We start from the raw sequence: 26,575 nt of genomic DNA on the forward strand, positions 1-26,575 counted from the left end.
TGCCTTGGGTCAATCCAGTGCGGTAGGCAGCAGCAGCACCAGCAGCATCAAACCACCCAGCAGCACCAGCTGGTGCAGCATGTAGTAAGGCAGGCTGTGGCGCCCCAGCCAGGCGAGGCTGCGGCTGGCCCAGCTTTGCGCAGGCCGCGCCAGGTAGGCCTGCAGCCAGGCACCGGGCTTGGCCATCTGTTGGCGGCCAACGCTCAAGCCCAGCAGCATCACGCCCAACCAAGGCAGGATCGGAACAAAATCCTCGGTCGCGGGCTTGCGCGTCACCAAACCCAAGGGGCTGAGCGGCTTAGTGTTGAGCCACTCGACAAGCGCGGCAGGCAAGCTGCTGGCGGCATAGTGGTAGAGGCCTGGCGCGAGCATGCAAAGCATCGCCAGGCACAACAGCATACGGTCACTGCAGCCTTGCAGCAGGCGCAGTAGCAGCAGCATCACGGCCATGCCATGGAGCACGCCAAAGTAGATAAAGCTGTTGGGAAACACCAGGTAGGAGCCGACGCTGACCAGCAGCGCGCAGCCCGCTACCTGCGCCCAGCGCTGGTAAAACCGGGTGGCGCTGGTCTGCTTGCTCTGGGCTGCGGCTTGGGCCAGGCCTGCGCACAGCAGGAACAGGCTGACGATGGCGCTGCGCTGCCAGGTCCAGACGGGGTTGTGGTAGAAATCCTGGCGCCACAGCTGCAGATGGCTCAGATCAAAGCAGAGGTGGAAGACCGTCATCCAGACCATCGCCAGGCCTCGCAGCACATCCAGGTGGTCCCAGCGATCGCGCGGCGCGCGGGGCTTTGAATCGGCGTAGGTGACAGGATGGAACTGGGTGGGCATAGGTCAATGACGGAGGCTGCGCTATCGTGCCACATCTGCACCGCAGCTGCTGCCTGGCGTTGCTGGCAAGCAGCAAACCCAGCCACCGTTTTCAAAGATTCCAATATGAAAAAGCCTGTCGCATTTGCATGCAACAGGCTTTTAAATAATGGTCGGAGCGGTGGGATTCGAACTCACGACCCTCTGCTCCCAAAGCAGATGCGCTACCAGGCTGCGCTACGCTCCGACTAAGCATCTATTGTAACCCGATTTTGGAGCGTGTTTGGAGAAATCAGAACTGATCTTCTCGTTGCGCTGCACGAGCCGGATGTCAGGCCGTGCGATTTGCGCCACAGGCCCCCGCCTTGCTGCGGCCACGCAGCCCGGATGGTAGCCTGTGGCGACCGCCACTTAACCTGCTGCTTTGGCGCTGGCCGCGCCGTTCTCTGCCAGCGGCGCGCTGTCCCAGCTGCCGCCCAGCGCGCGAATGAGCGCAATGGTGGCCGTGTACTGTGCGGTGCGCACCTGCAGCGCCTGGCGGCGGTTGCGCAGCTCGTTGCGGCGGGCGTCGAGCAGTTCGAGCTGGCTGACCAGGCCGTTGCGGTAGCGCACATCGGAGAGGTGCGTGGCGCGCTCGGCCGACTGCACGGCCTGGCCCAGCACGCTGGCCTGGCCTTGCAGCAGGCGCAGGCTGCTCAGCTGGTCTTCCACCTCGCGAAAGGCCCCCAGCACCTGGCCGCGCTGGGCCGCCACTGCCGCTTCCAGTCTGGCCTTGGCGCCCTCTTCCTGCGCTTCGCGCTGGCCGCCGTCAAACAGCGGCAGCGACAGCAGCGCGCCCAGGCCCCAGGAGCGGGCCGACCATTTGAACAGGTCGCCCAGGTCGGGCGAGGCAAAGCCGCCATTGCCCGTCAAGGTGATCGCCGGAAACCAGGCCGCTTGCGCCACGCCCACGCGGGCCTGTGCGGCCAGCACACTGGCTTGCGCGGCCGATACATCGGGCCGGCGGGCCAGCACGGTGCCGGGCACGCCCGCCGGGATCACCGGCAAGCGCACCTCGCCCTGGGCTGCGGGCAGCACAAAGCCGGTCGCCACCTCGCCCACCAGCACTGCCAGCGCATTGCTGAGTGTTGCCTGCTGGCGTTCCAAGGCCAAGGCCTCGGACTCGGTCGCCGACACCTCGCTTTGCATGCGCACCACGTCCAGCTCGGCGGCATCGCCCGCGTCAAAGCGGCGCTGGATCAAGCGCAAGGTGTCGCGGTAGGCGGACAGGCTTTGCTGCACCAGCTGCTGCTCGGTTTGCAGCGCGCGCAGCTGCAGATAGGTCTGCGCCACATCGGACTGCACCATCAGCCGCGTGCTTTGCAGCAAGGCGGCACGGGCATCGGCGTCAAGCTGGGCAGCTTGGCTGGCTTGCGAGAGACGGCCAAACAGGTCGACCTCGTAGGACAGGTTGAGCCCGGCCGTTACCAAGGTGGCCGGCTGCAAACCATTGCTGGTGTTGGCACCGGCCTGGCGCGCCGCGCCGCCGGAGACGCCCACTTGCGGCAGGCGCTGGGCATCGGCCGAGCGCAGCAGCGCCCGGGCCTCTGCCAGGCGCGCTGCGGCCGTTTGCACATCGGTGTTGGCGTCCGCTGCGCGCTCGACCAGCTGGGTGAGTTCGGCATCGCCAAAGGCCAGCCACCAGGCGCCCCGGGGCTGGGCTTCGGCCGGGGCCGCCGTGGTCCAGGAGGCCTGGTCCTGCGCTGTGCTGAAAGCGGCGGGCACCGGCACGCCAGCGTTTTGTACAGCAGGCGGCAGCGCGGTTGCGCAACCGGCCAGCAGCAGGGCCGCTGCCAGCGGCGTGAGCAGTTTCAAGCGCAGGGGGGCCAGTGCGCGGCGCAGGCTTTGGCCCACCGGGCCCCGCCCGGCGTTGGCATGGGTAAATAGGGTCATTTTTTGCATGTTGTTCTTCTCTTATTCGTCATGTCCGCGCGCCGCGGCCAAGATGGGTTGGCCCGAGCCTGCGCCATGCACGGGGGCTGGCACCGGCGTCGTGATCGGAGCCACATGGGCGCCATGCTGCTTGAGCGGGCGGTTGCCTGCGAGCTTGCGCAGCAGTACATAGAACACGGGGGTCAGGAAAAGACCAAACGCGGTCACACCAATCATCCCGGCAAACACCGCCACACCCATGGCGCTGCGCATCTCGGCACCGGCGCCCTTGGACAGCACCAGCGGCAGCACGCCCATGATGAAGGCCATCGAGGTCATCAGGATGGGGCGCAGACGCAGGCGGCTCGCCTCAATCGCGGCTTGCACGGGGGTGCGTCCGGCAAACTCCAGCTCACGGGCAAACTCCACAATCAAGATGGCGTTCTTGGCTGACAGCCCCACCAGCACCACCAGGCCGATCTGGGTGAACACATTGTTGTCGCCATGCGAGAGCCAGACACCGGTCATGGCGGCGAGCAGCCCCATCGGCACGATCAGCACAATCGCCAGCGGCAAGGTCAGGCTTTCATACTGCGCAGCGAGCACCAGGAACACCAGCAAGATAGCCAGCGGAAAGACGAGCGCTGCCGAATTGCCCGCCAGGATTTCCTGGTAGGTCAGCTCCGTCCATTCAAAGCTGATGCCCTGCGGCAAGGTCTCGGCGGCAATGCGCTCGACCGCTTCGCGCGCTTGGCCCGACGAGAAACCGGGGGCGGGGCCGCCATTGACGTCGGCAGACAGGAAGCCGTTGTAGCGCATCGCACGCTCAGGGCCAAAGCTGGGCTCGAGCTTCATCAGCGCCGACAGCGGCACCATTTCGCCGGTGGTCGAGCGCACCTTCAACGCGCCCACATCTTCGGCACGGGCGCGGAATCCCGCATCCGCCTGAACCCGCACGCTGTAGGTGCGGCCAAACTGGTTGAAGTCATTGGCATACAGGCTGCCCAGGTAGATCTGCAGGGTCTCGAAGATGTCGGTCACCGGCACACCGAGCTGGCGCGCCTTGGTGCGGTCGATATCGGCAAAGAGCTGGGGCACATTGACCTGCCAGCTCGAGAAGATGCCGGTCAGCTCAGGCGTCTGGTAGGCCTTGGCCATGAAGGCCTTGACCGCGCCGTCCATCGCTTCGTAGCCGAGCGACGCCCGGTCCTCGATCTGCAGCTTGAAGCCGCCCGTGGTGCCCAGGCCCGACACGGGGGGCGGCGGGAACATGGCGATAAAGGCGTCCTGGATCTGGCCAAAGGCCTGGTTCAGCTGGCCGGCCACGGCGCCACCGCTTTGGTCGGCGCGGGTGCGCTCGGCAAAGGGCTTGAGCGAGACAAACACGATGCCGGAGTTCGAGCTGTTGGTGAAACCATTGATCGACAGACCGGGGAAGGCGATGGCGTCCTGCACATTGGGGTTGTCTTTGACGATATCGCCCATGCGCTTGATCACGTCTTCGGTGCGGTCCAGGGTTGCGCCATCGGGCAGCTGGGCAAAACCGACCAGGTACTGCTTGTCCTGCGCCGGCACAAAGCCGCCGGGCACCATATGGAACAGGCCCCAGGTGGCACCGACAAGCGCCAGGTAGACCACAAACATGCCGGCCTTGTGGCCAATCACGCGGCGCACGCCGCCACTGTAGGCTTCCGAGCCACGGTGGAAGACGGCATTGAAGCGGCGGAAGAAGCCACCCAGCACACGGTCCATGCCACGGGTGAGCGCATCCTTGGGCTCGTCATGGCCCTTGAGCAGCAGCGCTGCCAGCGCCGGCGACAGGGTCAGCGAGTTGATGGCCGAGATCACTGTGGAGATGGCGATCGTCACCGCAAACTGCTTGTAGAACTGGCCGGTCAGACCGCTGATAAAAGCCAGCGGCACAAACACCGCGACCAGCACCAGCGCAATCGCAATGATCGGGCCCGAGACTTCGCGCATCGCCTGGTAGGTGGCTTCACGCGGGCTCAGCCCCGCTTCAATGTTGCGCTCGACGTTCTCGACCACGACGATGGCATCATCGACCACGATACCGATGGCCAGCACCAAGCCAAACAGGCTGAGCGCATTGATCGAGAAGCCCAGCAGGTGCAAAACGGCGAACGTTCCCACGACCGACACCGGTACGGCCAGCAGCGGAATGATGGAGGCGCGCCAGGTCTGCAGGAACACAATCACGACGACCACGACCAGCGCGATGGCTTCGAGCAAGGTGTGGATCACCGAGTCGATGGAGGCGCGCACAAACTGGGTCGGGTCATAGGCGATGCGGAACTCCACGCCTTCGGGCATGTTCTTTTGCAGCTCGGCCATGGTGTTGCGCACGTTTTCCGAGATCTCGAGGGCATTGGAGCCCGGGGCCTGGAACACGCCCATACCCACGGCCGGTTCGTTGTTCAGCAGCGAACGCAGCGAGTAATCTGCCGCGCCCAACTCCAGGCGGGCAATGTCGCGCAGGCGCGTCACCGCACCGTCCGAGCCGGTCTTGACGATGATGTCGCCAAACTCTTCAGTGCTGGACAGGCGCCCCTGGGCATTGATCGACAGCTGGGTGTCCACGCCGGGCAGACCGGGCGATGCACCGACGACGCCGGCAGCGGCTTGCACATTCTGGCCGCGGATGGCAGCGACCACATCGCTGGCCGACAGGCCGCGTTGCGCCACCTTTTGCGGGTCGAGCCAGGCACGCATCGAGTAATCGCCACCGCCAAAGATCTGCACCTGGCCGACGCCCTGGATACGCGCGAGGCGGTCCTTGACATTGAGCACGGCGTAGTTGCGCAGGTAATCGATGTCATAGCGGCCATTGGGCGAGACCATATGGACAACCATGGTGATGTCGGGCGAACTCTTGACTGTCGTCACGCCCAGGCGGCGCACTTCTTCGGGCAGGCGCGGCTCGGCTTGCGAGACGCGGTTTTGCACCAGCTGCTGGGCCTTGTCCGGGTCGGTGCCCAGCTTGAAGGTCACGGTCAGGGTCATCACGCCATCGGTGGTGGCCTGGCTGCCCATGTAGAGCATGCCTTCGACACCGTTGATGGATTCTTCGAGCGGCGTGGCCACGGTTTCGGCGATCACCTTGGGGTTGGCGCCGGGGTACTGGGCGCGCACCACCACCGAGGGTGGTACCACCTCGGGGTACTCCGAGATGGGCAAGGCCCGCATGGCGATCAGCCCTGCCAGAAAGATCAGCAGCGACAGCACGCCCGCAAAGATCGGGCGGTCGATGAAAAATCGGGATAAATTCATACGCTTGGCTTTTTTGTTATCGGTTTAGGCGGCTGGCTTGGAGCCATCGTTGGCTGCCTGCTGCGCATCGTTCTTGAGCTCGGACTTGCTGGACATGGGCACATCCTGCGGCGCCACCACGGCGCCGGGCCGCACGCGCTGCAGGCCGTTGACCACAATGCGCTCGCCGGCTTTGAGGCCCGAGGTCACCAGGCGCAGGCCTTCAAACGGCGCGCCCAGCTGCACTTCGCGGTATTCGGCCTTGTTGCCCTCGCCCACCACCAGTACAAACTTCTTGCTCTGGTCCGTGCCCACCGCACGCTCATTGATCAGCAGCGCTTGCTGGCTGTGGGGCTGGCCCATGCGCACGCGGGCAAACTGGCCGGCCATCAGCGCGCCATCGGCGTTGTCAAACACCGCACGCACCCGCACCGTGCCGCTGCGCGCATCGACCTGGTTGTCAATCAGCTGCAGGTGGCCGTTGTAAGGGGTGGCGCCGCTCGTGCCCACCCCCATCTGCACGGGAATGCTCTCGATCAGCGCCCGCGCGCTCTTGCCCTGGCGCAGGCCTTGCAGCGCGTTGGTCACGATTTGCTCGTCGGCATCAAAGCTGGCGTACATGGGGTTGACGGACACCAGGGTCGTCAGCACTGGCGCGCCGGCACCGGCGCTGACCAGGTTGCCCACGGTCACATCGATGCGGCCCATGCGGCCGGCCACCGGCGCGCGCACCTGGGTGTAGCCCAGGTTCAACTTGGCCGTCTGCAGCGCGGCCTGGGCGGCGCGCAGGTTGGCGTCTGCTTCGCGGCGGGCGTTGCTGCGCTCGTCCAGCTCCTTTTGCGCAATCGCGCGCTCTTCCCACAGGCGTGCAGCACGCTCGGCTTCGCTTTGCGAATAGCCCATGCGCGCCTTCGCGGCCACTACCTGGGCTTCGGCACGGTCTACTTCGGCGGCATATGGCGCAGGGTCCACCGTGAAGAGCAGGTCACCGGCCTTGACCAGGGCGCCTTCCTTGAAGTGCACCGCCTGCAGCGCGCCGGCCACACGGGGGCGCACATCGACGCGCTGCACGGCTTCGAGCCGGCCGGAGAATTCGTCCCAGAGCTGCACGTCCTGCTGCAGCACCTGGGCGACGGAGACCGGCATCGCGGGCGGCGCTGCGGCCTCGGCCGGGGCACTCGCGTGCGAGCTTTGCAGGCCCATAGCCGTGCCGCCGGCAGCCACCACGGCGGCTGCCAGGCCGATGGCCGTCCACCAGCGGCGTTGAGGGGAAGAAGAAGTTTTGTTGTTGCTCATGGCCAAGTCCTGATGTGTGCGTGAATCGTTTTTGAGGTTTCTTGCGGCAACGGCATGCCCCTGCGGCCTGCAAAAGCCGACAGAAAATCCTTGCCCATTGAAGCAATGCGCGCGTCGCGAGAAAGCGTTTTAAAGGGTGGTGAAGGCGCAGCCGGCCGCCGCCACTCCCCGGGCTTTACCGGGAAGAGGCGCCGCTCATGCCTTGCGCTTCGTTCAGGGGATCAGGCTTGCGCCCGACATCGGGATGTCTCGAAGAAAAGTGCCAGTTGTTCCAGCACCGCCCCGGCACAGGGACAGGGCTCGGGAGCTCGGGGCTCGAGCAATGCATCGGGCCACTGTTGCGCGACCTTGAACACATGCTGCTGCACCAGATGACCGGCTGCCTGCAGGCGGCTGGCATAGGCCAGTGCCTCGTCGTGCATCGGGTCTTCATCGCCCACCATGATGAGCGTTGCCGGCAGCCCAGCCAGGCGCTGTGCCATCGCGGGCACGGCGTAGGGATGGATACCGTCATAGGTGCAGCCCAGGAACTTGCTCCAGCCCTCGGCCCATTTGCATTCCGTCGCATCGCCATTGGCAGCGCGAAGCGATGCCGTGCCGGCGCAGGGATTGAGCATGGGTGAGAGCAGGATCTGCCCTGCCAGCGGCGGATGGCGTTGATCACGCGCCATCAAGCACACGCCGGCCGCCAGGTTGGCGCCCGCCTCCTCACCAGCCACATACATCGGCGCACCTTTGCCGGCAAGGCGTGTGCGATGTTTGTAGCTCCACTGGAGCATTTCATATCCGATCTCCAATGGACGCGGAAATGGATGCTCAGGCGAGAGCGGGTACGCCACCGACACCACACGGGCACCTGCTGAGGCCAGCAGACCCGCTACGGTGCAGCCACTGTCGAGATCGCCTTCAACAAAAGCGCCGCCATGAAAATGCAGCACCAAGGGCGAAGGCTCGCCCGACTTGCCTTTGCTACCGTACAGGCGCACGGCCACCGACTCGCCCGACGCCGTCGGAGCGACGGTGTCGATGAAGTCAGGAGCCGGTGAACGGGTTTTTACGGTGGTGTCAGACATAAGCTAGCCCGGTGGAAAGTAGGCATGGGGTAAATGTAGTTGCGTTGCTGCAACCGATCAATCCGCAAATTATGGCCGCACTATTTCCAAATCAGGAACAATGGCATGATCTTTGGCGTGTGAGAATCCACCTACTTTGGCGCGCGCGTGCGCGACAGTGCAAGCACAGTGCAAGGAGAGGCAGATGGATCAGATACAGGCAATGCGGGTGTTCGCGCGGGTCGTGGAGTCGGGCACCTTCACGCTTGCGGCCTCGTCGCTGCAGCTGCCCAAGGCCAGTGTGACCAAGCATGTGCAGGCGCTGGAAGACCGGCTGCGGGTCAAACTGCTCAACCGCACCACGCGCCGCGTGACCGTCACCACCGACGGCGCTGCCTACTACGACCGCGCCGTGCGGCTGCTGAGCGATTTTGATGAGCTCGAAGCCAGCATGAGCCAGGTGCGGGCCACGCCGCGCGGGCGCCTGCGTGTGGACGTGGGCACCTCGATCGCCCGGCTTTTGATCATTCCGCAGCTGGCATCCTTCCAGGCGCGCTACCCCGATATCCAGATCGACCTGGGTGTGACGGACCGTACGGTGGACCTGATTGCCGACAATGTGGACTGCGTGATCCGGGGCGGCGAGTTGCGTGACCAGTCGCTGGTGGCGCGCCGCGTGGGCAATGTGGAGTTTTCGACGGTGGCCTCGCCCGGCTATCTGCAGCAGCACGGTACGCCCCAGCATCCGCGCGATCTGGAAAACGGCCACAACAGTGTGATTTATTTCTCGCCAGTGACCCAGCGCCGCTATCCGCTGGAGTTTCAGCACAACGGCGAGGTCATCGAGATGACCAACCCCTCGACCTTGGCCGTGAACGAAGCCAATGCCTATACCACCAGCCTGCTCAGCGGCCAGGGCGTAGGACAGATCACCAGCTACCAGGCGCGCGAATACCTGAAAAGCGGTCAGCTGGTGCAGATCCTGCCGGAGTGGACCCAGCCTCTGCTGCCAGTCTATGTGGTCTACCCGCCCAACTCGCACCTGAGCGCCAAGGTCCGTGCCTTTGTCGACTGGGTGGTGGAGATTTTTGCGGCCGATCCGCTGCTGCAGTGCAAATAGCGCACTGCGCTCATGGATCTGGATCGCTGCAGGGCGGAGGCACGCGGGGCGAATGCACCCGGTGCGCCGCACAGGCCTCGCTGCCTTCGATGTGGCTTTTGAGCACCGGCACCAGGCTGTCTTCATCGAGGTTGCCGTACCAGACGCCATCGGGATAGACGATCATCAGCGGCCCCTGGTTGCAGGGGTACTGGCAACTGGTCTGCAGCAGCTGCAGCTGCTGCTTGAGGGGCGCACTGGCCTGCACCGCCTGGCTGAGCCGGGGCCATAACGCTGCAGCCCCTTTGGCTACGCAGCGCGGCCCCATGCACCACAGCACATGGCGCTGGTGCGCGGGCACCGTGCTCCACGCCACGGGGTCGGTTTGCCAGCCCTCGTCGCCCTCCTCGGCCACCACATCGGGCTGGGATGTCGCGAGCGCCAGGTTGTTCAGCAAGGCGGGCACCAAGCCATCCGACTGCAGCAGCGGCTGCGCAAATACCAGCTGGGGCCGGGCATCTTTGGCCTGGCTGGCGAGCCAGCGCATGGCGACCTTTTGCAGCCAGCGCCGCAGGGCGGGCTCATCGGGCACCATGACCGGCTGGATGACGATGGTCTGCCGCGCCAGATCGGCCGGCGCAAGTGCAGCGCAAAGGCTGTCCAGCGCCTCGGGCAAGGCCGGCTGGTTGCGGTCCACAAAGGCCAGCTGCATAGGCAGGCCCGGAGCTCCCTGCTGGCAGGCCTGCAGCAAGGCCTGCAATTCGTTCTTGGCGGCGGACCCCAGGCCGCCCCGGCCCAGCAGCAACAAGGCATCGGGTGGTTTAGCCATGGGGTTTGTCCATCCAGTAGCTAACACGGGCCTTGTCCAGGCGCGGATGGCGGTCCACCAGGGACTCGACCTGGAACACCCGTGCAATGGTCTGCGGCGTCAGCACCTGCTCTGGCCAGCCTTCGGCCTCGATCGCGCCGTCCTGCATCACATAGAGGCGGTCGCAGAACTGCGCGGCCAGGTTCAGGTCATGCACCACGATCAGCACCGTGCAGCCCGAGGCACGCACCAGGCTGAGCAGCTCCAGCTGGAACTGGATATCCAGGTGGTTGGTGGGCTCGTCCAGAAACAAAAGCTGGGGCTGCTGGGCCAGTGCGCGGGCCAGCAGCACACGTTGGCGCTCGCCGCCCGAGAGCGAGGACAGCGGATGGCCTGCCAAATTGCTGGCCCGCACCTGGGCCAGGCAGTCGCTGACGATGGCCTTGTCCCGGGCACTGTCCCTCGCCCAGCGCGACTGGTGCGGGTAGCGGCCCATCATCACCAGCTCCTGCACCGTGCAGTCAAAGCCCAGGCCAGACTCCTGGCCCAGCACGGCCGCCTGCTGTGCAAACTGGCGGGCGCTCATCTGCCAGATATCGCGGCCCTGCAGCTGTATGCGGCCACCGGCCTGGGGCTGCAGCACGCGGTAGAGCATGCGCATCAACGTCGATTTACCGCAGCCATTGGGGCCGACCAGACCGACACATTCGCCCTTTGCCACTTGCAGGCTGGCTTGGCGCACGATTTGCGTGGCCTGGGCGCCGTGGCCGGCGGTCCAGGACAGGTTGCTGGCCGTCAGCATCATGCGCTGTCTCCCGGCATCGCACTGGTGCGGCGCCACAGCATCCAGATAAAGAAGGGCCCGCCAATGAGCGAGGTGATGACGCCCACGGGTAGCTCGCTGGGCGAAAACCAGGTGCGCGCGGCCAGATCGACCAGCACCAGAAAGCTCGCCCCCATCAAGGCGCTGACCGGTAGCACGCGGCGGTGGTCGCTGCCCACCAGCATGCGCGTGATATGGGGGATGACCAGACCGACAAAGCCGATGGCGCCACTCACCGCCACCATGGTGCCCGTCAGCAGCGACACCACCACAAACAATTGCAGGCGCAGGCTGGCAGTGTTCAGCCCCAAGGTGGCCGCGCCCTCATCGCCGATCAGCAAGGCATTGAGCTGGCGGGCGCAGAGCAGCAGCCACAGCAGGCCCAGGCCCAGCACGGCTGCGGGCAGGCCCAGGGCGCTCCACTGCGTTGCGGCCAGGCTGCCCAAGGTCCAGGTCAGCAAGGCATTGGCCAGCTCGCGCTGTCCGGCCGTCAACGTGATGAGGCTCGTGACCCCCATCAGCATGTAGCCGATGGCCACGCCGCTCAGGATCAGCCGGGTCGCGTGCAGGCGCCCCTGCTGCTGGGCCAGCGCATAGACCAGGGCGGTAGCCAGCAGTGCACCGATAAAGGCGCCTGCGGTGATCGCATAAAGGCCAGCCGCCGCCAGGCTGCCATAGGCCAGCACCGAGACGGCCCCCACCGATGCCCCCGAGGACACGCCCAGCATGTAGGGGTCGGCCAGCGGGTTGCGCACCATCGCCTGCATCACCACGCCCACGACGGCCAGGCCGGTGCCGACGAGCGCCGCGAGCAGCACCCGGGGCATGCGCACCATCCAGACAATCTGGTAGTGCTGCTGGCTGATGCCGCCCTGCCCAGCATCGGGCTGCCACCCGCCGCCCAGCAGCTGCTGCCAGATGACCGACCACACCGTTGACGCGTGCAGCGATGCCGAGCCCCAGGTGATGGCGGCCAGGCCGCTGGCCAGCAGCAGGGCCAAGAGCAGCAGCAGGCACAGCGCCAAGGACCAGGGCGCGCGCCGCTGGCGTTCATGCAGGCCGTCGCAGCCCGGCGCATGGCTCACGGCTTGGGCTCCGCTGCAGGCAGCCAGGGAACGGAGTCCACGGTGATACGGCGATCCGGGTGCAGGGCGGCAGCCAGGCGCTGGGCCACATGCACATTGCGCGGGCCTGGGGTGGCTTCGGCATAGCTGATGACAAAAAAGCGCTGCTCGCGGATCGCAGACACCCCAGCCAGCTCAGGCTTGGCGCGCAGAAAATCGATCTTGCCCTGGGCGCTGGGCCGGCCATAGTCGATGATGATGATCCATTCCGGATCGCGGGTGATCACATCCTCCCAGTTGCCCTTGGGCCAGTTGCTGGCGATGTCGGCAAAGATATTGCTGCCGCCTGCGGCATCGAGCATGGCCTGGGGCATGCCAAAACCGCCCACGGTCGTGGGTATCTTCTCGCCGCTGTCAAACACAAAGACGCGCGGCCTGTGCGTATTGCCCTGCATCTGCGCGGCCAGCTGGTCGATCGAGGCCTGCAATTTGTCAATCTGCCCTTGCGCTTGGGCTTCGATAGCAAAGATACGCGCCACATTGCGCAGGTCTGCCAAGGTGTCGCCCAGCGCCACACGCTCGCGCTTTTGCACATGGATGCAGGACTCGGACAGCACATAGCTTGCCACGCCATGCTGGGCCAGCAGCTCGGGCGTCACCCCGCCGGGGCGAAAGCCATAGCTCCAGCCGCCAAACACAAAGTCGGCGCGGGCCTCGAGCATGTTTTCCAGGTTCATGTCCTGCGATGACAGCTTGGGCACCTGGGCGAGCTGGGTCATCAGCTCGGGGCTGATTTCCTTGCGCGACGGTATGCCCGAGTAGCCGACCAGCCTGGGCCCCAGGCCCAGAAACAGGAACATCTCGGTGATGTTCACATCGTGCGTGATGGCACGCTGCGGCACCCGGTCATAGCGCTGGGGCTGGCCGCAGACATCGATCTCCAACGGCGCAGCCCGCAGGCCTGCGGGCACTGCTGCCGCTTCGGCCATGGGGATGGCCGCCGCCTGGCTGGGGCGGCTGGGCGGCTGCTGGCCCCCTGGCCGGTCGCAGCCGGTCAGCACCAGGGCAGCAGCTGCCGCCAGGGCACGCAGGGTTTGCCGGGAAGCGCTTGTGGTCATGCTCTACCTTGCTCAGAAACGCAGATGGGCCATTAGCTCAAAGCTGCGGCCATTGCCCATCAGCCATTGCGAGCCGTAGGACGATGCAGCATAGCGTTTGTTGGCCAGATTGCGGCCCACCAGGTTCAAGGTGGTTGTGCGGTTCAGGTTCCAGCCCAGCACCGCATCGGCCACCGTGTAGGCGGGCAGCTGCGCGGTATTGGCATTGCTGGTGTAGCGGCTGGCAACATGGCGCAGGCCCAGCGATGCGCGCCAATCGCCCGTCTGGTAATGGGCCCAGGCATTGGCCGTGTAGCGCGGTACATTGGCCGGCTGGTTGCCAGCGCGGTCAATGGCTGTGGCGCCTTCGAGCAGCTCGTCGAACTGGGCATCCGCATAGCCCAGGTTGCCCTCGAAGCGCCAGGCCTTGGTCGCCCGCCAGCTGCCTGCCAGCTCGATCCCCTTGGACGACTGCTTGCCGCCCTGGATCGACAGCGCGGGGCGGTCCGGATCGCGGGTGATGATGTCTTTCTTGCGGATATCGAAGACCGCCAGAGTCCATTCGCCCTGGCCATTGGGCAGCTGCTGCTTGATGCCCACTTCCACCTGGCGGCCTTTGCTCAAGCTAAAGCCGGTTTGCGACTGGGTCAGCGACAGCAGGCTGTTGACCGGGTCATGGCCTGTGCTGACTTGCGCATACATGCTGGTGTGCTGGCCCAGCTTGTGCGTGAGGCCCAGGCGCCAGGAGGTGCCGCCCAAGGTCTTGTCAAAGCGGGCTTGGCTCAGCAAATCCATGCGGTCAAAATCATAGAGGTCGCGGCGCAGGCCGGCCATCAGCAGCCACTGCTCGCCCAGCTTCCAGGCGTCTTCCAGGTAGAAGGCGTTTTGGCGGATGCGCGAGGTCATGCGCGGCTTGTAAGGGTCTGGGCTGTCCCAGTAGCCACTGGTGCCACCGGTCAGCGGCACATCGGATTCACCGGTATAGGGCGAGCTGTTGAGCGCGGTGAACTTGGCCTGCGACACATCCCAGCCCATCGCTATCTCATGCTGGCCGGGCTTGAAAACGGCGCCTAAGCGGTTGCCGCTTTGCTCCAGGTCGTGGCCGATCTCCAGGTAGTCGTAGCGGTGAACCGTGCGCGTGCTGGCATCGTAGTCATAGCCTTCGATGTTCTTCCAGTGGCGGTCGGCCTTCATATGGTAGGTCTCGTTGCGCAGCACCAGCGCCTCGCTCACATTCCACTCGGCCCTCAATTTGTAGCGCTGGTCCTTGTAGTGGATGTCGCTGTCGAGAAAGTTGAAATTGCGGTCGCCCAGCGCCGCCACCGGCTTGCCATCGACCACCGGGGTGCCAAAGTAGCGCTCGGGCCTTTGGTCGCTGACATCGGCCGTCAGGTCCAGGCGCAGATCGCTGCTCGCCTGCCAGCGGATGGCGCTCATGATCTTCTTGCTGTCGCTGTTGCCCAGTTGGCGCTCGCCATCGGTGCGATCGCCGTAAACATCCAGGCGGTAGCTCAGGCTGTCGCTCAGCGCGCCGGTGCTGCCCAGGCCCGCGCGGGCGGTGCCGTGGGAGCCAGCGCCCAGCAGCAATTCGGTCGATGTACTGCGGCTGGGTTCCTTGCGCACCGCGTTCACCGTGGCGCCCATGGTGCCGCTGCCGTACATCAGCGATGCGGGGCCGCGCAGCACATCAATGCGCTCATAGCCCCAGCTGGAATTGGGATAGGCCACGGTGCCGGCTGCAACCCCCAGGCTCAGCCCGTCTTCGGCCACGCCGACCGAGTTCACACCGGTAAAGCCCCGGCTGGAGAACGACAGCCCGCCATTGCCAGGCGTGCCATTGGCACTCAGGCCCACGCTGCGGCCCACGGCATCGACCACCTCGTAGTCGGCACGCTCTTGCACCTGCACGGCCGAGACCGAGCTGACACTGGCGGGCAGGTCCTGCAGCGGCACGGCCAGCTTGCTCGCCGAGGTCGACGGCAGCTGGAGCGCATTGGGCTCGCTGCGCTGGTCGCTCACCACCACTTCAGGCAGTGAGGCTTCTTGGGCATGGGCTACTGTGATGCCCAAGGCGGGCAAACACAGAACACAGGAGCTGCCAACCAGGCGCAAGGAGGAAGAGAGCCGCTGGGCGGCCAGGAGCCGGTTTTTCGGAAAAGGAACTGCAGTCATTTGAACAAAAGGCGCTAACTGCCTGATGCGGGGGCTGCACTGCACGCGGTCACCCCCCAAGACGGGGTCGCGCGAAGAACCGCCGTCCACACCCCGCAGACAGTTGAGAGAGCACGTGCTGGCCAGAGGCACAGCGCGCACTGCGACTAGGAACAGGCCGGTCTCCGGGCTTACAGGCGGTGCAGCGCAGGCGCTGACCCGGTAGCCGGTCTTCCCAGGGTGCGGGTGTCTTATTGCCTGGCAGGCGTGGACACTCTCTCAACCCCAGTGACTGGGCCCGCGTGGGAGCGGGCCGCATCGGCTACGTTTCCTGTCTACCGTTGCGGGGGCAGCCAAGGCTTGGGGGAGCGCACTCCCGACCTTGTTCCCGTTTCACTCGCATGCGAGCACCTGTAGATAGGCTTTTTTCAAAGCGCAGCCAGTGTACCAGCCGCAAGCCCGGGCAGTGCCTTTTGGCCATGGCCTGTGTCAGCTGGGCGATACAGCGCATGCCCCAGTGGCTGTATCAGCCCTGCGGCAGCCGCGTCGCATAGCCGATGAAGTCAGTGCTGCGCAGCTGGCCCAGCAGCCACTGCCGAAAGCTGGCCTGGATTGGGCGCTCTCCCCCGCCCCGGCGGGTGTAGAGGTGGAACTTGGGCGTTCTGTCCATCGGCAGTTGGCGCAGCAGCTCGGCCCCAAAGGGTGCGAGCAGCTTGCCGCTGTGGATATAGCTGAGCGCATCGACATAGGACAGCAGGCCCACGCCCTGCCCGCTGAGAACGGCTTGCAGCATCGCATCGTGCGTGTGCAGCAGCATGGGGCTGACATGCTTGCCGCCGGGCTCCAGGCCCAGCATCGCATAAATGTCCTGCCACAGACTGTTGTGCGTCAGCGGCGATATCAGCCGGTGGTGCGGCAAATCCTGCGCTGTCTCCACCGGGTGCTCGGCCAGCAGCTGCGGCGCAGCCACGATCACCTTGAGGTCTTCGAGCAGCGGCGTTTCATCGAGGTGGTCCACACCGCCGTAGCCCCAGACAATGGCTGCATCCAGATCGCCGCTATCGAACGAAGGCAGCTCCACACCGATGGAGATGCGCAGATCGAGCTCCGGGTAATCCTTGGTGAACGAGGGCAGCGAGCGGATCAGGTACTGGGTTGCAAAGTATGGGCTGACCTGGATATGGAACTGCGCAGCCTTGTAGTGGGAGCGCACGGCTTCCAGCCCCTGGCTCAGTGCATCGAGCCCCTGCTCCACATAGTGGTACAAGGTCTGCGCCTCGGCGCTGGCCGCCAGGCCCCGCGCGCCGCGCTCGAAAAGTTGCACATCCAGCGCACTTTCCAATTGCTTGAGTTGCTGGCTGGCGGCCTGTGGCGTCAGGCACAGCTCGTCGGCCGCCTTGCGGATCGAGCCATGGCGGTAGACGGACTCGAACACGCGCAGTGGCTGCAGGGGCGGGAGCTTGTATTTCATGGAGGAGCGCCAGGCCAGGAGAGGCAGAGCCCGGGCTGGCGATGATTATAGGTCGCAGCCCGGCGCCCAGCGGGCCGGCATGCCACCGCTCTTGCCTGCTGCGCCCTGCCCCGCTGATGCATAAAAAAACGCATCCAGAAAGGATGCGTTCGGGCTGGCGCAGCGCTCAGCAGCGCATGGCCTTACTGGACCGGATCACCATGCATCGGCAAACCGGTGCGGTCCCGGCTGCTGACCAGGGCGATGAGGCCAATGATTGCCGCGCCAATGAGGTAGTAGGCAGGCACGACCGGGTTGCCGGTGCGGGCAATCAACCAGGAGTTGATCATCGGCGCGGTGCCGGCAAACATCGCCACAGCCACGTTGTAGCTCAGCGCCATGCCCTTGAAGCGCACGCTGGTGTGGAACATCGAAGGGATGATCGAGTAGATGCTGCCCAGCAGCATGGCCAGACAGAAGTTGAGCACCATCAAGGACAAGATCTTGGCGGCGGTGCTGCCTTCGAGCAGCAGGTGAAAGCAAGGCACGGCCAGTACCGCAATCGCCAGGCTCGCAGCGATCATCATCGTCTTGCGACTGAGCTTGTCGGCCAGCAGGCCCATGATCGGGATCATCACCACCAAAAAAAGCTGCGGGCCCAGCGAGAGCTTGAGGCCGGTGGCCACATCGACATGCAGCGCGCTGACAAAGTAGGTCGGGATATAGGTGACGACGGTGAACAAGGTGACATTGGTCACGATGATGATGCCAGCGGACTGGAACAGCTCTTTCTTGTGCGTGGCGAACAGCACCTTCCAGCTCGCCTGGGCCAGTGCGTCATGCTGCTGCTTCATGGCCATGAAGGTGGGGGTCTCTTCCAGGTACTTGCGGATATAGAGGCCAATGGCGCCCAGCGGCAGCGCAATCAGAAACGGAATGCGCCAGGCCCAGTCCAGGATCTGCTCGGCGCTGAAGAACATCGTCAGAATGGCCGAGACCGAGGCACCGAAGAAAAAGCCCGCCATGCAGCCCACCTCAACCCAGCTGGTGAGCAAGGTGCGGTTGCGGTCGCGGCAGTACTCGGCCACAAAGATGGCCGCGCCACTGGCCTCGCCACCGGCCGACAGCCCCTGCATCAGGCGCAGCACGATCAGGAGCAGCGGCGCGGCAATGCCGATGCTCGCATAGCCGGGCAGCACGCCAATCAAAAAGGTGGAGATCGCCATCATGATGATGGTGATGGTCAGCACCCGCTTTCTGCCGTACTTGTCGCCCAGCGAGCCAAAGAAGATGCCGCCAATGGGCCGGGCAAAAAACGCAATCGCAAAGGCCGCCCAAGATGCGGTGATCTGCATGGTGGGCGAGCTGGTGGCAAAGAACACCTTGCCCAGCACCGCTGCCAGGTAGCCGTAGACCGAGAACTCGAACCACTCGACAAAGCTGCCCACCACCGAGGCCAGCACTACGCGGTTGAGCTCCTTGGACTGCACCGCGCGCGGCGCCGCCGCCGCATGGGGGGATGACCAGTCCGAAAGGCTTGCACTTGGGGGGGCAAAGCCATCTGCCATGGGATTGTGGGTGCGCATCGGGAAGTCCTTGGTGTCCTGCAGGGGGAGAAAAATGGGAAAGGACCAGCGGCTATGCCGCTGGACTTGGGCACGCGATCAGGCCGGGGGCAGCGGCGTGGCCTGGGCGTAATCGGTTTTGGCTTGTTCGGCGCTGATATAGCCATAAGCCACATCGCGCTGCACCAGCGCGGTGGGGCGCAGCGCCGCATCGCCGTTGCCGCCACCGCCGGGCAAGTCCAAAATCAATCGGCGCCCAGCCGGGATCTGCTGCTTGCCCTTGCCGCGCAAGGCGGTGCCGTCGTCCAGCGACACCTTGCCCAGTGCGCCGCTTTGGCCGCCGTTGTGGCCGCGCGCTGCAAAATGCACGCGGTCAAACATGGCGTTCAGGTCAAACTCAAAGCCTTCTGCCGAGCCCACCTCGATGCGCTGGCCCAGGCCGCCCCGCCAGCGGCCGGCGCCGCCCGAGTTGGGCCGCAGCTCCTTGCGCCAGATGATGATGGGGCCGATGCTCTCGGTCACCTCGACCGACATGGCCTGCACGCCACTGGGGAAGGCGGTGGCGCTGAGGCCATCGCTCGAGGGGCGCGCGCCGGTGCCGCCGGTGTTGAACATCAGGATCTCGTGCTGCTGGTTGCGCGTGGCCGGGCTGATGCCCTTGAAGCGCATCTGCAGGTTCCACAGCGAGCTGGCCCCTTCGGCCGGAATCTCACCCTGGCAAATGGGCTGCAGCGCACCCAGCACCACATCGGGGATCAGATGGCCGATGACATGGCGCACCGAGACCGGGCGCGGGCGGTGGGCATTGAGGATGCAGTCCTCGGGCGCGCTGATCTCAAAGGGCTCCAGCGAGCCCCAGTTGTTGGGGATCTCCGGCGCAATCGCGCATTTGAGCGCATAGGAGGCATAGGCCTTGGTGTAGGTCAGCGGCACATTGATGCCGTAGCGGCTGGGATCCGAGGTGCCGGTGAAGTCGGCTCGCAGCTGGTCGGCCGCAATCTCCACGGCCACGACCAGCTCGATGGGCTTCTCGTATCCGTCCACGGTCATCGCGTAGCGCTGCGTGCCGTCGGGCAAGGCGGCGATGCGCTCGCGGGTGGCGCGCTGGCTGTTGGCAAAGATAAAGCCGGCCAGGTCTTCCAGGTCATGGAGCCCGAACTCGTCGAGCATGCCCTTCAAGCGGCGCATGCCCGTGGCATTGCAGACGGCCAGCGAATGGAAGTCGCCAATCACCTGGTCGCGCTCGCGCACGTTGTTGCGCAGGATCTCGATCAGGTCCTCATTGAGTGCGCCGGCGCGGAAGAACTTCATCGGCGGAATGCACAGGCCCTCCTCGTAGACATCGCTGCCGTCCGGGCCAAAGCCGCGCCCGCCGATGTCCACCACATGGGCGGTGGCGGCAAAGTAACCGATATGGGCGCTGTGGCCATCGCGGCCATAGAAGACTGGGGTGACGACGGTGATGTCGTGCAGGTGGCCGGTGCCCAGCCAGGGGTCGTTGGTGACCAGCACATCGCCATCTTGCAGCGTGTTGCGCTCAAAGCGTTTGGCGAAATGCGCGACCGACTCGGCCATCGAGTTCACGTGACCTGGGGTGCCGGTCACGGCCTGGGCCATCATGCGGCCCTGCTTGTCGAACACGCCGGCCGACAAGTCCCCCGCCTCCCGCACGCTGGTGCAAAAGGCGGTGCGAATCAAGGTGACCGCCTGCTCTTCGACCACCGAGATAAGGCGGTTCCACATGATTTGGTAATGAACGTCTGTATTGTTTGCCATGATCACACTCCGCTGTCCATGCGCTCGACCAGCATGCAGTCATCTGCCTGCAGCACCACCTTGAATCCGGGGCTCACATAGGTCGAGGTTTCCTTCTCCACAATCACCACCGGGCCGGGCACGGCCTGGCCCCGGGGCAGGCCCAGGCGCTCATAGATATCGCAGACATAGAACTGTCCCTGTTTGCCGTCAAACACCTCGCGGCGGTCCAGCACCGTACCGGCACCCTTTTGGGGCGTGCCGCCCCGCTGCAGCGCGGCCTTGGCCGGCGGCAAGGTCTTGGAACGCAAGGACAGTGCCCAACTCACCACCTCGATGTCGAGCCCGTCGATCGCGTGGCCAAACAAGGCCACATAGTTCTGCACAAAGGCCGCGTTCAGGGCGGGCACGCTGTCCGCTCCAAAGTGCTGCACCGGCACCGACACAGGGATCTCCCAGCCCTGGCCGCAGTAGCGCATAAAGGCACGCAGCTCCTTGACGGTCTCGCCGTCGTAGCCGGTGTCGTGCAAAAAGGCGCTCACCTCCACCTCCATCTCGCGCAGCATGGCATTGACGGCCTCGCCATCGAACTGGCTCATGCGTATCACCGAGCTGCGCAGCGACTCATAGGCAAAGGGCGCGCGCAAAAAGCCGATGGCCGAGCCCACGCCGGCGCCCGTCGGGATCAGCAGGCGATGGATGCCCAGCTTTTCGCACAGCCGCACGGCATGCAGCGGCGCAGCGCCGCCGTAGGCGATCATCGTGTAGGCCTCCAGGTCCTGGCCGGACTCCACGGCATGCATGCGCGCGGCATTGGCCATGTTCTCGTCCACCACTTCGGCCACGGCATAGGCCGCACGCACCGCGTCCAGGCCTTGCGCCTGGCCGACATGGGTGGCCATCGCGTCTTGCGCGGCAGGCATGTTCAGCCGCATGCTGCCGCCGGCAAAGCGTGCCGGGTCGAGCTTATGCAGCAGCAAGTCGGCATCGGTCACCGTCGGGCGGGCGCCGCCCCGGCCGTAGCTGGCAGGGCCCGGCTCCGAGCCCGCGCTCTCCGGCCCCACGCGCACCTGGCGCATGTCATCCACATGGGCGATGGAGCCGCCGCCCGCGCCGATCTCGATCATCTCGATGACGGGGATTGAGATCGGCATGCCGCTGCCCTTTTTGAAGCGGTAGCTGCGCGCCACTTCAAACACGCGCGCTGTCTTGGGTACATGCTGGTCGATGAGGCAGATCTTGGCGGTGGTGCCGCCCATGTCAAAGGACACCACCTTGTCCTGGCCGTACTTGGCCGCAAAATCGCTGGCGTAGATGGCGCCACCGGCCGGGCCGGATTCGAGCAGGCGCACCGGAAACTCGGCCGCATTGGCCAGCGACATCAGCCCGCCGCCCGAGTGGATCAGGTAGAGCGGGCAATGCATGCCCTCTGCCACCAAGGCCTGGGCCAGGCGCTGCAGGTAGGAGGACATCAGCGGCTTCACATAGGCATTGGCGCAGACGGTGTTGAAGCGCTCGAACTCACGGATCTGCGGCGAGACCTCGCTGGAGATGGACACCGACAGCTGGGGCAGCGCCTCTACAATCAGCGCGCGCACCCGCTTTTCATGGGCCGGGTTCTTGTAGCTGTGCATCAGGCCCACGGCCACGCTGTCGTATGCACCCTCGCGCAGCTGGGCAATCACGTCCTGCACCTCTGCCTCATCGAGCGGCTGCAGCTCCTGGCCCTTGGCATCGAGCCGGCCCTGCACGGTATAGCGGTGGTTGCGGGCAATCAGCGGCGCGGGCAGCTGGATGGCCAGGTCGTACTGCTCAAAACGGCCCTCGTTGCGCATCTCGATCACATCGCGAAAACCTTCGCTGGTGATGAAGGCGGTTCTGGCGCCGCGCCGCTCGATCAGCGAGTTGGTGGCCAGGGTCGTGCCGTGGATCACCGTGCCGATCTGCGCTGGCGCAATGCCTGCCTGGGCTGCCGCCTGTTTGAGGCCTGTGACGATGGCGCGCTCAGGTTTTTCATAGTCCGTCAGGACCTTCTCGCTGAACAGGACGCCATCGACCTCGAGCGCGATATCTGTGAAAGTGCCGCCGATGTCTGCCCCGGCGCGTATGACTTGGCTTGTTGCCATCTGGTATCTCCGAATCATGCAAGCTGTGTGGATCAGAAGCTCTGACCTGGCAGCGATGATCAAGTGATCGCCCAGTCGGCGCAAACAAGAAATTCGAGGGCGGGCACAAGCTGTGCTTCGCGGGTAAAAACCATTACGCGCTTACCCGGTGGCCATGCACGTCGACAGTGCAAAAAGACCATATTTTTGGTCGGCCATGCACCAGCGCTGCACAGTGCTGCAGCATGCGGCGGCATGCTTGCACCAATCAGGGCGGACAGGTGCTGTAAAACCATCAGGACTTGCTTGTGTAAAGCTTTGACGAGGGAGGAAAAACCAGGCGCCTGAGCGCCAGACGGAACCCAAGATCGGCTGCCTTTGCGCTTGCCACCACGCCACAAAAAAAGCCCCAAGCAAAGCTTGGGGCCTGTGCGCAGAACGGCAGAAGAATTACAAGTCCAGGGCCAGCTGGTTCTTATCGTCGGCGCTGGTTTCCACTTGCCGCAGGCTGCACTCCACCTTGATGGGGGTCTTGACCACACAGCAGCAGGGAACCACCTCATTGGGCCCGACAAAGGCCAGCGGCTCCTGGGTGTAGACGACTTCGCCCTCCACCAAGGTGAGGCGGCAGCTGCCGCAATAACCACCACGGCACTGGTACTCCACATCGTGGCCCGTGCGCTCCAGCGCTTCGAGCAGGCTCTCCCCTGGCAGCACGCGTATAAGGGTGTCCGTGGTGCTGACGGTGGTCACAACTCGATTCCGCTCAGGTCATCGAGCGAGACTTCGGCGTTGATCTGGCCCACCAGGTAGGAGCTCAGCTCCACCTCTTGCGGGGCCACCTGCACGGTGTCGGACGACAGCCAGGTGTTGATCCAGGGGATCGGGTTGCTCTTGGCGCTGTCAAACGCCGGTTTGAGCCCGATCGCGGTCATGCGGATATTGGTGATGTACTCCACATACTGGCTCAGGATGTCCTTGTTGAGGCCAATCATCGAGCCGTCGCGGAACAGGTACTCGGCCCACTGCTTTTCCTGCATCGCCGCCGTCTTGAACATCTCAAAGCATTCCTGCTCGGTCTCCTTGGCGATCTTGGCAAAGTCCGGATCGTCCTGGCCCGAGCGCATGATGTTGAGCAAGTGCTGGGTGCCGGTCAGGTGCAGCGCCTCATCACGGGCGATCAGGCGGATGATCTTGGCATTGCCCTCCATCAGCTTGCGCTCGGCAAACGCGAAGGAGCAGGCAAAGCTCACATAAAAGCGGATGGCCTCCAGAATGTTCACATTCATCAGGCACAGGTACATCTTCTTCTTGAGCTGGTACACATCGATCTGGTGTACCACGCCATTGATCGTGTGGCTGCCTGCACCCAGCTGGGCGTGCAGCATCGCATCGCGGATCAGGTCGTCGTAGTACGACGAGATATCGCCCGCGCGCAGCTTGATGCTCTCGTTGCGCATGATGTCGTCAAAGATCACCGATGGATCGTTGACGATGTTGCGCAGGATGTGGGTGTACGAGCGCGAGTGGATGGTCTCGGAGAACGCCCAGGTCTCGATCCAGGTCTCGAGCTCGGGCAGCGACACCAATGGCAGGAAGGCCATGTTGGGGCTGCGGCCCTGGATGGAGTCGAGCAGCGTCTGGTATTTCAGGTTGCTGATGAAGATGTGCTTTTCGTGGTCGGGCAGGTTCTGGTAGTCGATCCGGTCCTGCGTGATGTCCACTTCCTCAGGGCGCCAGAAAAACGAGAGCTGCTTTTCGATCAACTTCTCGAAGATCGGGTACTTCTGCTGGTCGTAGCGGGCGACATTGACCGAATTGCCAAAGAACATCGGTTCCTTGAGCTGGTCATTGTCGACCTTGGAGAAGGTGCTGTATGCCATCGCCTTCTCTCCGCTTAGATCTTGCAGGCGCCGCTGGCGCAATCGTCTTCTGCCGCTGCGCCCTGCATGTCTTCGGCACCGTCACGGGTGTTGTGGTAGTAGAGCGTCTTCACACCAAACTTGTAGGCCTGCAGCAGGTCCTTGAGCAGCTGCTGCATCGGCACCTTGCCATCGGCAAAGCGCTGGGGGTCGTAGTTGGTGTTGGCCGAGATGGATTGGTCGACAAACTTCTGCATCAGGCCCACGAGCTTCAAGTAGCCATCGTTGTTGGGCATTTGCCAGAGTAGCTCGTACTGGCCCTTCAGGCGATCGATCTCCGGCACCACCTGGCGCAGGATGCCGTCCTTGGACTGCTTGACCGAGACAAAGCCGCGTGGAGGCTCGATGCCATTGGTCGCGTTGGCGATCTGGCTGGAGGTCTCGGACGGCATCAGTGCCGTCAAGGTCGAGTTGCGCAGGCCGTGGGTCTTGATCTCGGCGCGCAGGGTTTCCCAGTCCAGGTGCAGGGGCTCATCGGTCAGCGCGTCGATGTCCTTCTTGTAGGTGTCGATCGGCAGGATGCCAGCTGCGTAGTTGGTCTCGGCAAAGGCGGTGCAAGGGCCGAACTCGCGCGACAGCTGCACCGAGGCTTTGAGCAGGTAGTACTGAATGGCTTCGAAGGTGCGGTGGGTCAGGCCATTGGCCGAACCGTCGGAGTAGCGCACGCCGTTCTTGGCCAGGTAGTAGGCGTAGTTGATCACGCCCACGCCCAGCGAGCGGCGCTTTTCGGTCGCAATGCGGGCAGCGGCTACCGGGTAGTCCTGGTAGTCCAGCAGTGCATCGAGCGCACGCACGATCAGGTCGGCCAGCTCTTCGAGCTCATCGGTGGATTCGAGCGCGCCCAGGTTGAAGGCGGACAGGGTGCACAGCGCAATTTCGCCGTTTTCGTCCTTGATGTCTTCGAGCGGGCTGGTGGGCAGCAGGATTTCCATGCACAGGTTCGACTGGCGCACGGGAGCCACGGCCGGGTTGAACGGGCTGTGGGTGTTGCAATGGTCCACATTCTGGATGTAGATGCGGCCGGTGCTGGCACGCTCTTGCATCATCAGCGAGAACAGCTCCACCGCTGGCAGGGTGCGCTTGCGGATGGACTCGTCGGCCTCGTACTTGACGTACAGCTCTTCGAACTTGTTCTGGTCGGCAAAGAAGGCCTCGTACAGACCGGGCACATCATGGGGCGAGAACAGGCTGATGCTCTGGCCCTTGATCAGGCGCTGGTAGAGCATGCGGTTGATCTGGATACCGTAGTCCAGATGGCGGATGCGGTTTTCCTCGACGCCGCGGTTGTTCTTGAGCACCAGCAGCGACTCGGCTTCCAGGTGCCATAGTGGGTAGAACAAGGTGGCTGCACCGCCGCGCACGCCGCCTTGCGAGCAGGACTTGACGGCCGACTGGAACATCTTGAAGAAAGGCAGGCAGCCGGTGTGCTGTGCCTCGCCGCCCCGGATCTCGCTGCCCAGCGCACGGATACGGCCGCCGTTGATGCCGATACCGGCGCGCTGCGAGACGTACTTGACGATGGCGCTGGTGGTGGCATTGATGCTGTCGAGGCTGTCATCGCACTCGATCAGCACGCAGGAGCTGAACTGGCGCAGCGGGGTGCGCACGCCCGACATGATGGGCGTGGGCAGCGAAATCTTGAAGCGCGAGACGGCGTCATAGAAGCGCTTGATGTACTGCAGACGGCGGTCGGCCGGGTACTTGGCAAACAGGCTCATCGCCACCAGCACATACAGAATCTGCGGGCTCTCGTAGATGCGCTTGGTCACCCGGTTTTGCACCAGGTACTTGCCTTCGAGCTGCTTGACGGCTGCGTAGGAGAAGTCCATATCGCGCCAGTGGTCGATGAAACCATTGATCTCGTCGTACTCTTCGCGGCTGTAATCGGCCAGCAGGTGCGGGTCGTACTTCTTGAGCTCGGTGAGCTTTTGCACATGATCGTACAAATGGGGCGGCTCGAACTGGCCAAAGGCGATCTTGCGCAGGTGGAAGATGGCCAGGCGCGCTGCCACGTACTGGTAGTCGGGTGCGTCTTCGGAGATCAGGTCGGCCGCAGACTTGATGATGGTCTCATGGATCGCATCGGTGCGGATGCCGTCATAAAACTGGATATGCGACTGCAGCTCGATCTGGGAGACCGACACATTGCTCAGGCCTTTGGCCGCCCAGTCAATCACCCGGTGGATTTTGTCGAGGTCGATAGGCTCAACGCGACCGTCACGCTTGGTGACTCTCATAGTGCTTGTCTGGTTCATTTGCGATGTTTCTAATGGGATAAAAAACGCAGGACCACGGGCGCAAGACGCGGCAGTCCCGCGCCAAAACGCGCCAGGCATGGCTGGCGCGTTTTGGCTGGAGCGAGACCAGCATCAAACAACCTGTGGGGGAAGCGGTGGACAC

18 protein-coding genes, 1 tRNA gene and 1 riboswitch are annotated in these 26,575 nt (G+C 64.3%); of the genes, 1 reads left to right on the plus strand and 18 read right to left on the minus strand.

Going from position 1 to position 26,575, the window contains the following annotated elements; all coding sequences use genetic code 11:
* Positions 1-9: 9 nt before the first annotated feature.
* The 6 genes from N4T19_RS04415 to N4T19_RS04440 all read right to left on the minus strand — a co-directional run bounded on the left by N4T19_RS04415 (position 10) and on the right by N4T19_RS04440 (position 8,357).
* Positions 10-831, minus strand: a complete 822-nt coding sequence (locus tag N4T19_RS04415; protein ID WP_260719564.1) for a heparan-alpha-glucosaminide N-acetyltransferase — start codon at positions 829-831, stop codon at positions 10-12.
* Between the two features lie 149 nt (positions 832-980).
* Positions 981-1,057: transfer RNA gene (locus N4T19_RS04420), tRNA-Pro, on the minus strand.
* A gap of 164 nt (positions 1,058-1,221) precedes the next feature.
* Positions 1,222-2,751 carry an efflux transporter outer membrane subunit gene (locus N4T19_RS04425; protein WP_409935154.1) on the minus strand — a complete coding sequence of 510 codons (1,530 nt, stop codon included), beginning with the start codon at positions 2,749-2,751 and terminating at the stop codon, positions 1,222-1,224.
* A gap of 12 nt (positions 2,752-2,763) precedes the next feature.
* Positions 2,764-6,009: an efflux RND transporter permease subunit gene (locus N4T19_RS04430; protein WP_182341347.1), complete on the minus strand. Its 3,246-nt coding sequence runs from the start codon at positions 6,007-6,009 to the stop codon at positions 2,764-2,766.
* 24 nt (positions 6,010-6,033) lie between these two features.
* Positions 6,034-7,284, minus strand: a complete 1,251-nt coding sequence (locus N4T19_RS04435; protein ID WP_260719565.1) for an efflux RND transporter periplasmic adaptor subunit — start codon at positions 7,282-7,284, stop codon at positions 6,034-6,036.
* A gap of 221 nt (positions 7,285-7,505) precedes the next feature.
* Positions 7,506-8,357 carry an alpha/beta hydrolase gene (locus tag N4T19_RS04440; RefSeq protein WP_021028037.1) on the minus strand — a complete coding sequence of 284 codons (852 nt, stop codon included), beginning with the start codon at positions 8,355-8,357 and terminating at the stop codon, positions 7,506-7,508.
* Positions 8,358-8,541: 184 nt separating this feature from the next.
* Here N4T19_RS04440 and N4T19_RS04445 point away from each other — a divergent pair, with 184 nt between their 5' ends.
* Positions 8,542-9,456, plus strand: coding sequence for a LysR family transcriptional regulator (locus N4T19_RS04445; RefSeq protein ID WP_260719566.1), 915 nt, complete (start codon positions 8,542-8,544; stop codon positions 9,454-9,456).
* Between the two features lie 10 nt (positions 9,457-9,466).
* Here the strand turns inward: N4T19_RS04445 and N4T19_RS04450 are convergent, their stop codons facing one another.
* The 12 genes from N4T19_RS04450 to nrdA all read right to left on the minus strand — a co-directional run bounded on the left by N4T19_RS04450 (position 9,467) and on the right by nrdA (position 26,412).
* The gene (locus N4T19_RS04450) at positions 9,467-10,264 is read right to left on the minus strand and encodes a (2Fe-2S) ferredoxin domain-containing protein (RefSeq protein ID WP_260719567.1); all 798 of its coding nucleotides are present in this window, start codon (positions 10,262-10,264) and stop codon (positions 9,467-9,469) included.
* Positions 10,257-11,048, minus strand: a complete 792-nt coding sequence (locus N4T19_RS04455) for an ABC transporter ATP-binding protein (RefSeq protein WP_260719568.1) — start codon at positions 11,046-11,048, stop codon at positions 10,257-10,259. Before N4T19_RS04455 ends, N4T19_RS04450 begins: the two co-directional genes overlap by 8 nt.
* Positions 11,045-12,151 carry a FecCD family ABC transporter permease gene (locus N4T19_RS04460; RefSeq protein ID WP_232539341.1) on the minus strand — a complete coding sequence of 369 codons (1,107 nt, stop codon included), beginning with the start codon at positions 12,149-12,151 and terminating at the stop codon, positions 11,045-11,047. The genes N4T19_RS04455 and N4T19_RS04460 overlap by 4 nt, the downstream gene beginning before the upstream one ends.
* Positions 12,148-13,248, minus strand: a complete 1,101-nt coding sequence (locus N4T19_RS04465) for an ABC transporter substrate-binding protein (protein WP_182341357.1) — start codon at positions 13,246-13,248, stop codon at positions 12,148-12,150. The genes N4T19_RS04460 and N4T19_RS04465 overlap by 4 nt, the downstream gene beginning before the upstream one ends.
* A gap of 12 nt (positions 13,249-13,260) precedes the next feature.
* A complete protein-coding gene (locus N4T19_RS04470) occupies positions 13,261-15,297 on the minus strand; it encodes a TonB-dependent receptor (RefSeq protein WP_260719569.1) in 2,037 nt (678 codons plus the stop codon).
* Between the two features lie 240 nt (positions 15,298-15,537).
* Positions 15,538-15,808: riboswitch (cobalamin riboswitch) on the minus strand.
* A gap of 96 nt (positions 15,809-15,904) precedes the next feature.
* Positions 15,905-16,849 carry a LysR substrate-binding domain-containing protein gene (locus N4T19_RS04475; RefSeq protein WP_182341363.1) on the minus strand — a complete coding sequence of 315 codons (945 nt, stop codon included), beginning with the start codon at positions 16,847-16,849 and terminating at the stop codon, positions 15,905-15,907.
* Between the two features lie 182 nt (positions 16,850-17,031).
* On the minus strand, positions 17,032-18,414 hold the full coding sequence (locus N4T19_RS04480; RefSeq protein ID WP_182341366.1) for an MFS transporter: 1,383 nt from the start codon (positions 18,412-18,414) through the stop codon (positions 17,032-17,034).
* Between the two features lie 78 nt (positions 18,415-18,492).
* Entirely contained in the window at positions 18,493-20,169 is a 1,677-nt protein-coding gene (locus tag N4T19_RS04485; protein WP_182341369.1) for a hydantoinase B/oxoprolinase family protein, read from the minus strand.
* 2 nt (positions 20,170-20,171) lie between these two features.
* Positions 20,172-22,274: a hydantoinase/oxoprolinase family protein gene (locus N4T19_RS04490; RefSeq protein WP_260719570.1), complete on the minus strand. Its 2,103-nt coding sequence runs from the start codon at positions 22,272-22,274 to the stop codon at positions 20,172-20,174.
* A 429-nt stretch (positions 22,275-22,703) separates the two neighbouring features.
* Positions 22,704-23,006, minus strand: a complete 303-nt coding sequence (gene yfaE, locus N4T19_RS04495; RefSeq protein WP_116925678.1) for a class I ribonucleotide reductase maintenance protein YfaE — start codon at positions 23,004-23,006, stop codon at positions 22,704-22,706.
* Entirely contained in the window at positions 23,003-24,136 is a 1,134-nt protein-coding gene (gene nrdB, locus N4T19_RS04500; protein WP_260719571.1) for a class Ia ribonucleoside-diphosphate reductase subunit beta, read from the minus strand. The genes yfaE and nrdB overlap by 4 nt, the downstream gene beginning before the upstream one ends.
* A 14-nt stretch (positions 24,137-24,150) precedes the next feature.
* Positions 24,151-26,412 carry a class 1a ribonucleoside-diphosphate reductase subunit alpha gene (gene nrdA, locus N4T19_RS04505; protein WP_409515714.1) on the minus strand — a complete coding sequence of 754 codons (2,262 nt, stop codon included), beginning with the start codon at positions 26,410-26,412 and terminating at the stop codon, positions 24,151-24,153.
* Positions 26,413-26,575 lie beyond the last annotated feature (163 nt).

The sequence above is a fragment of the Comamonas squillarum genome, from assembly GCF_025309455.1.
In the GTDB taxonomy this organism is placed as follows: domain Bacteria; phylum Pseudomonadota; class Gammaproteobacteria; order Burkholderiales; family Burkholderiaceae_C; genus Comamonas; species Comamonas squillarum.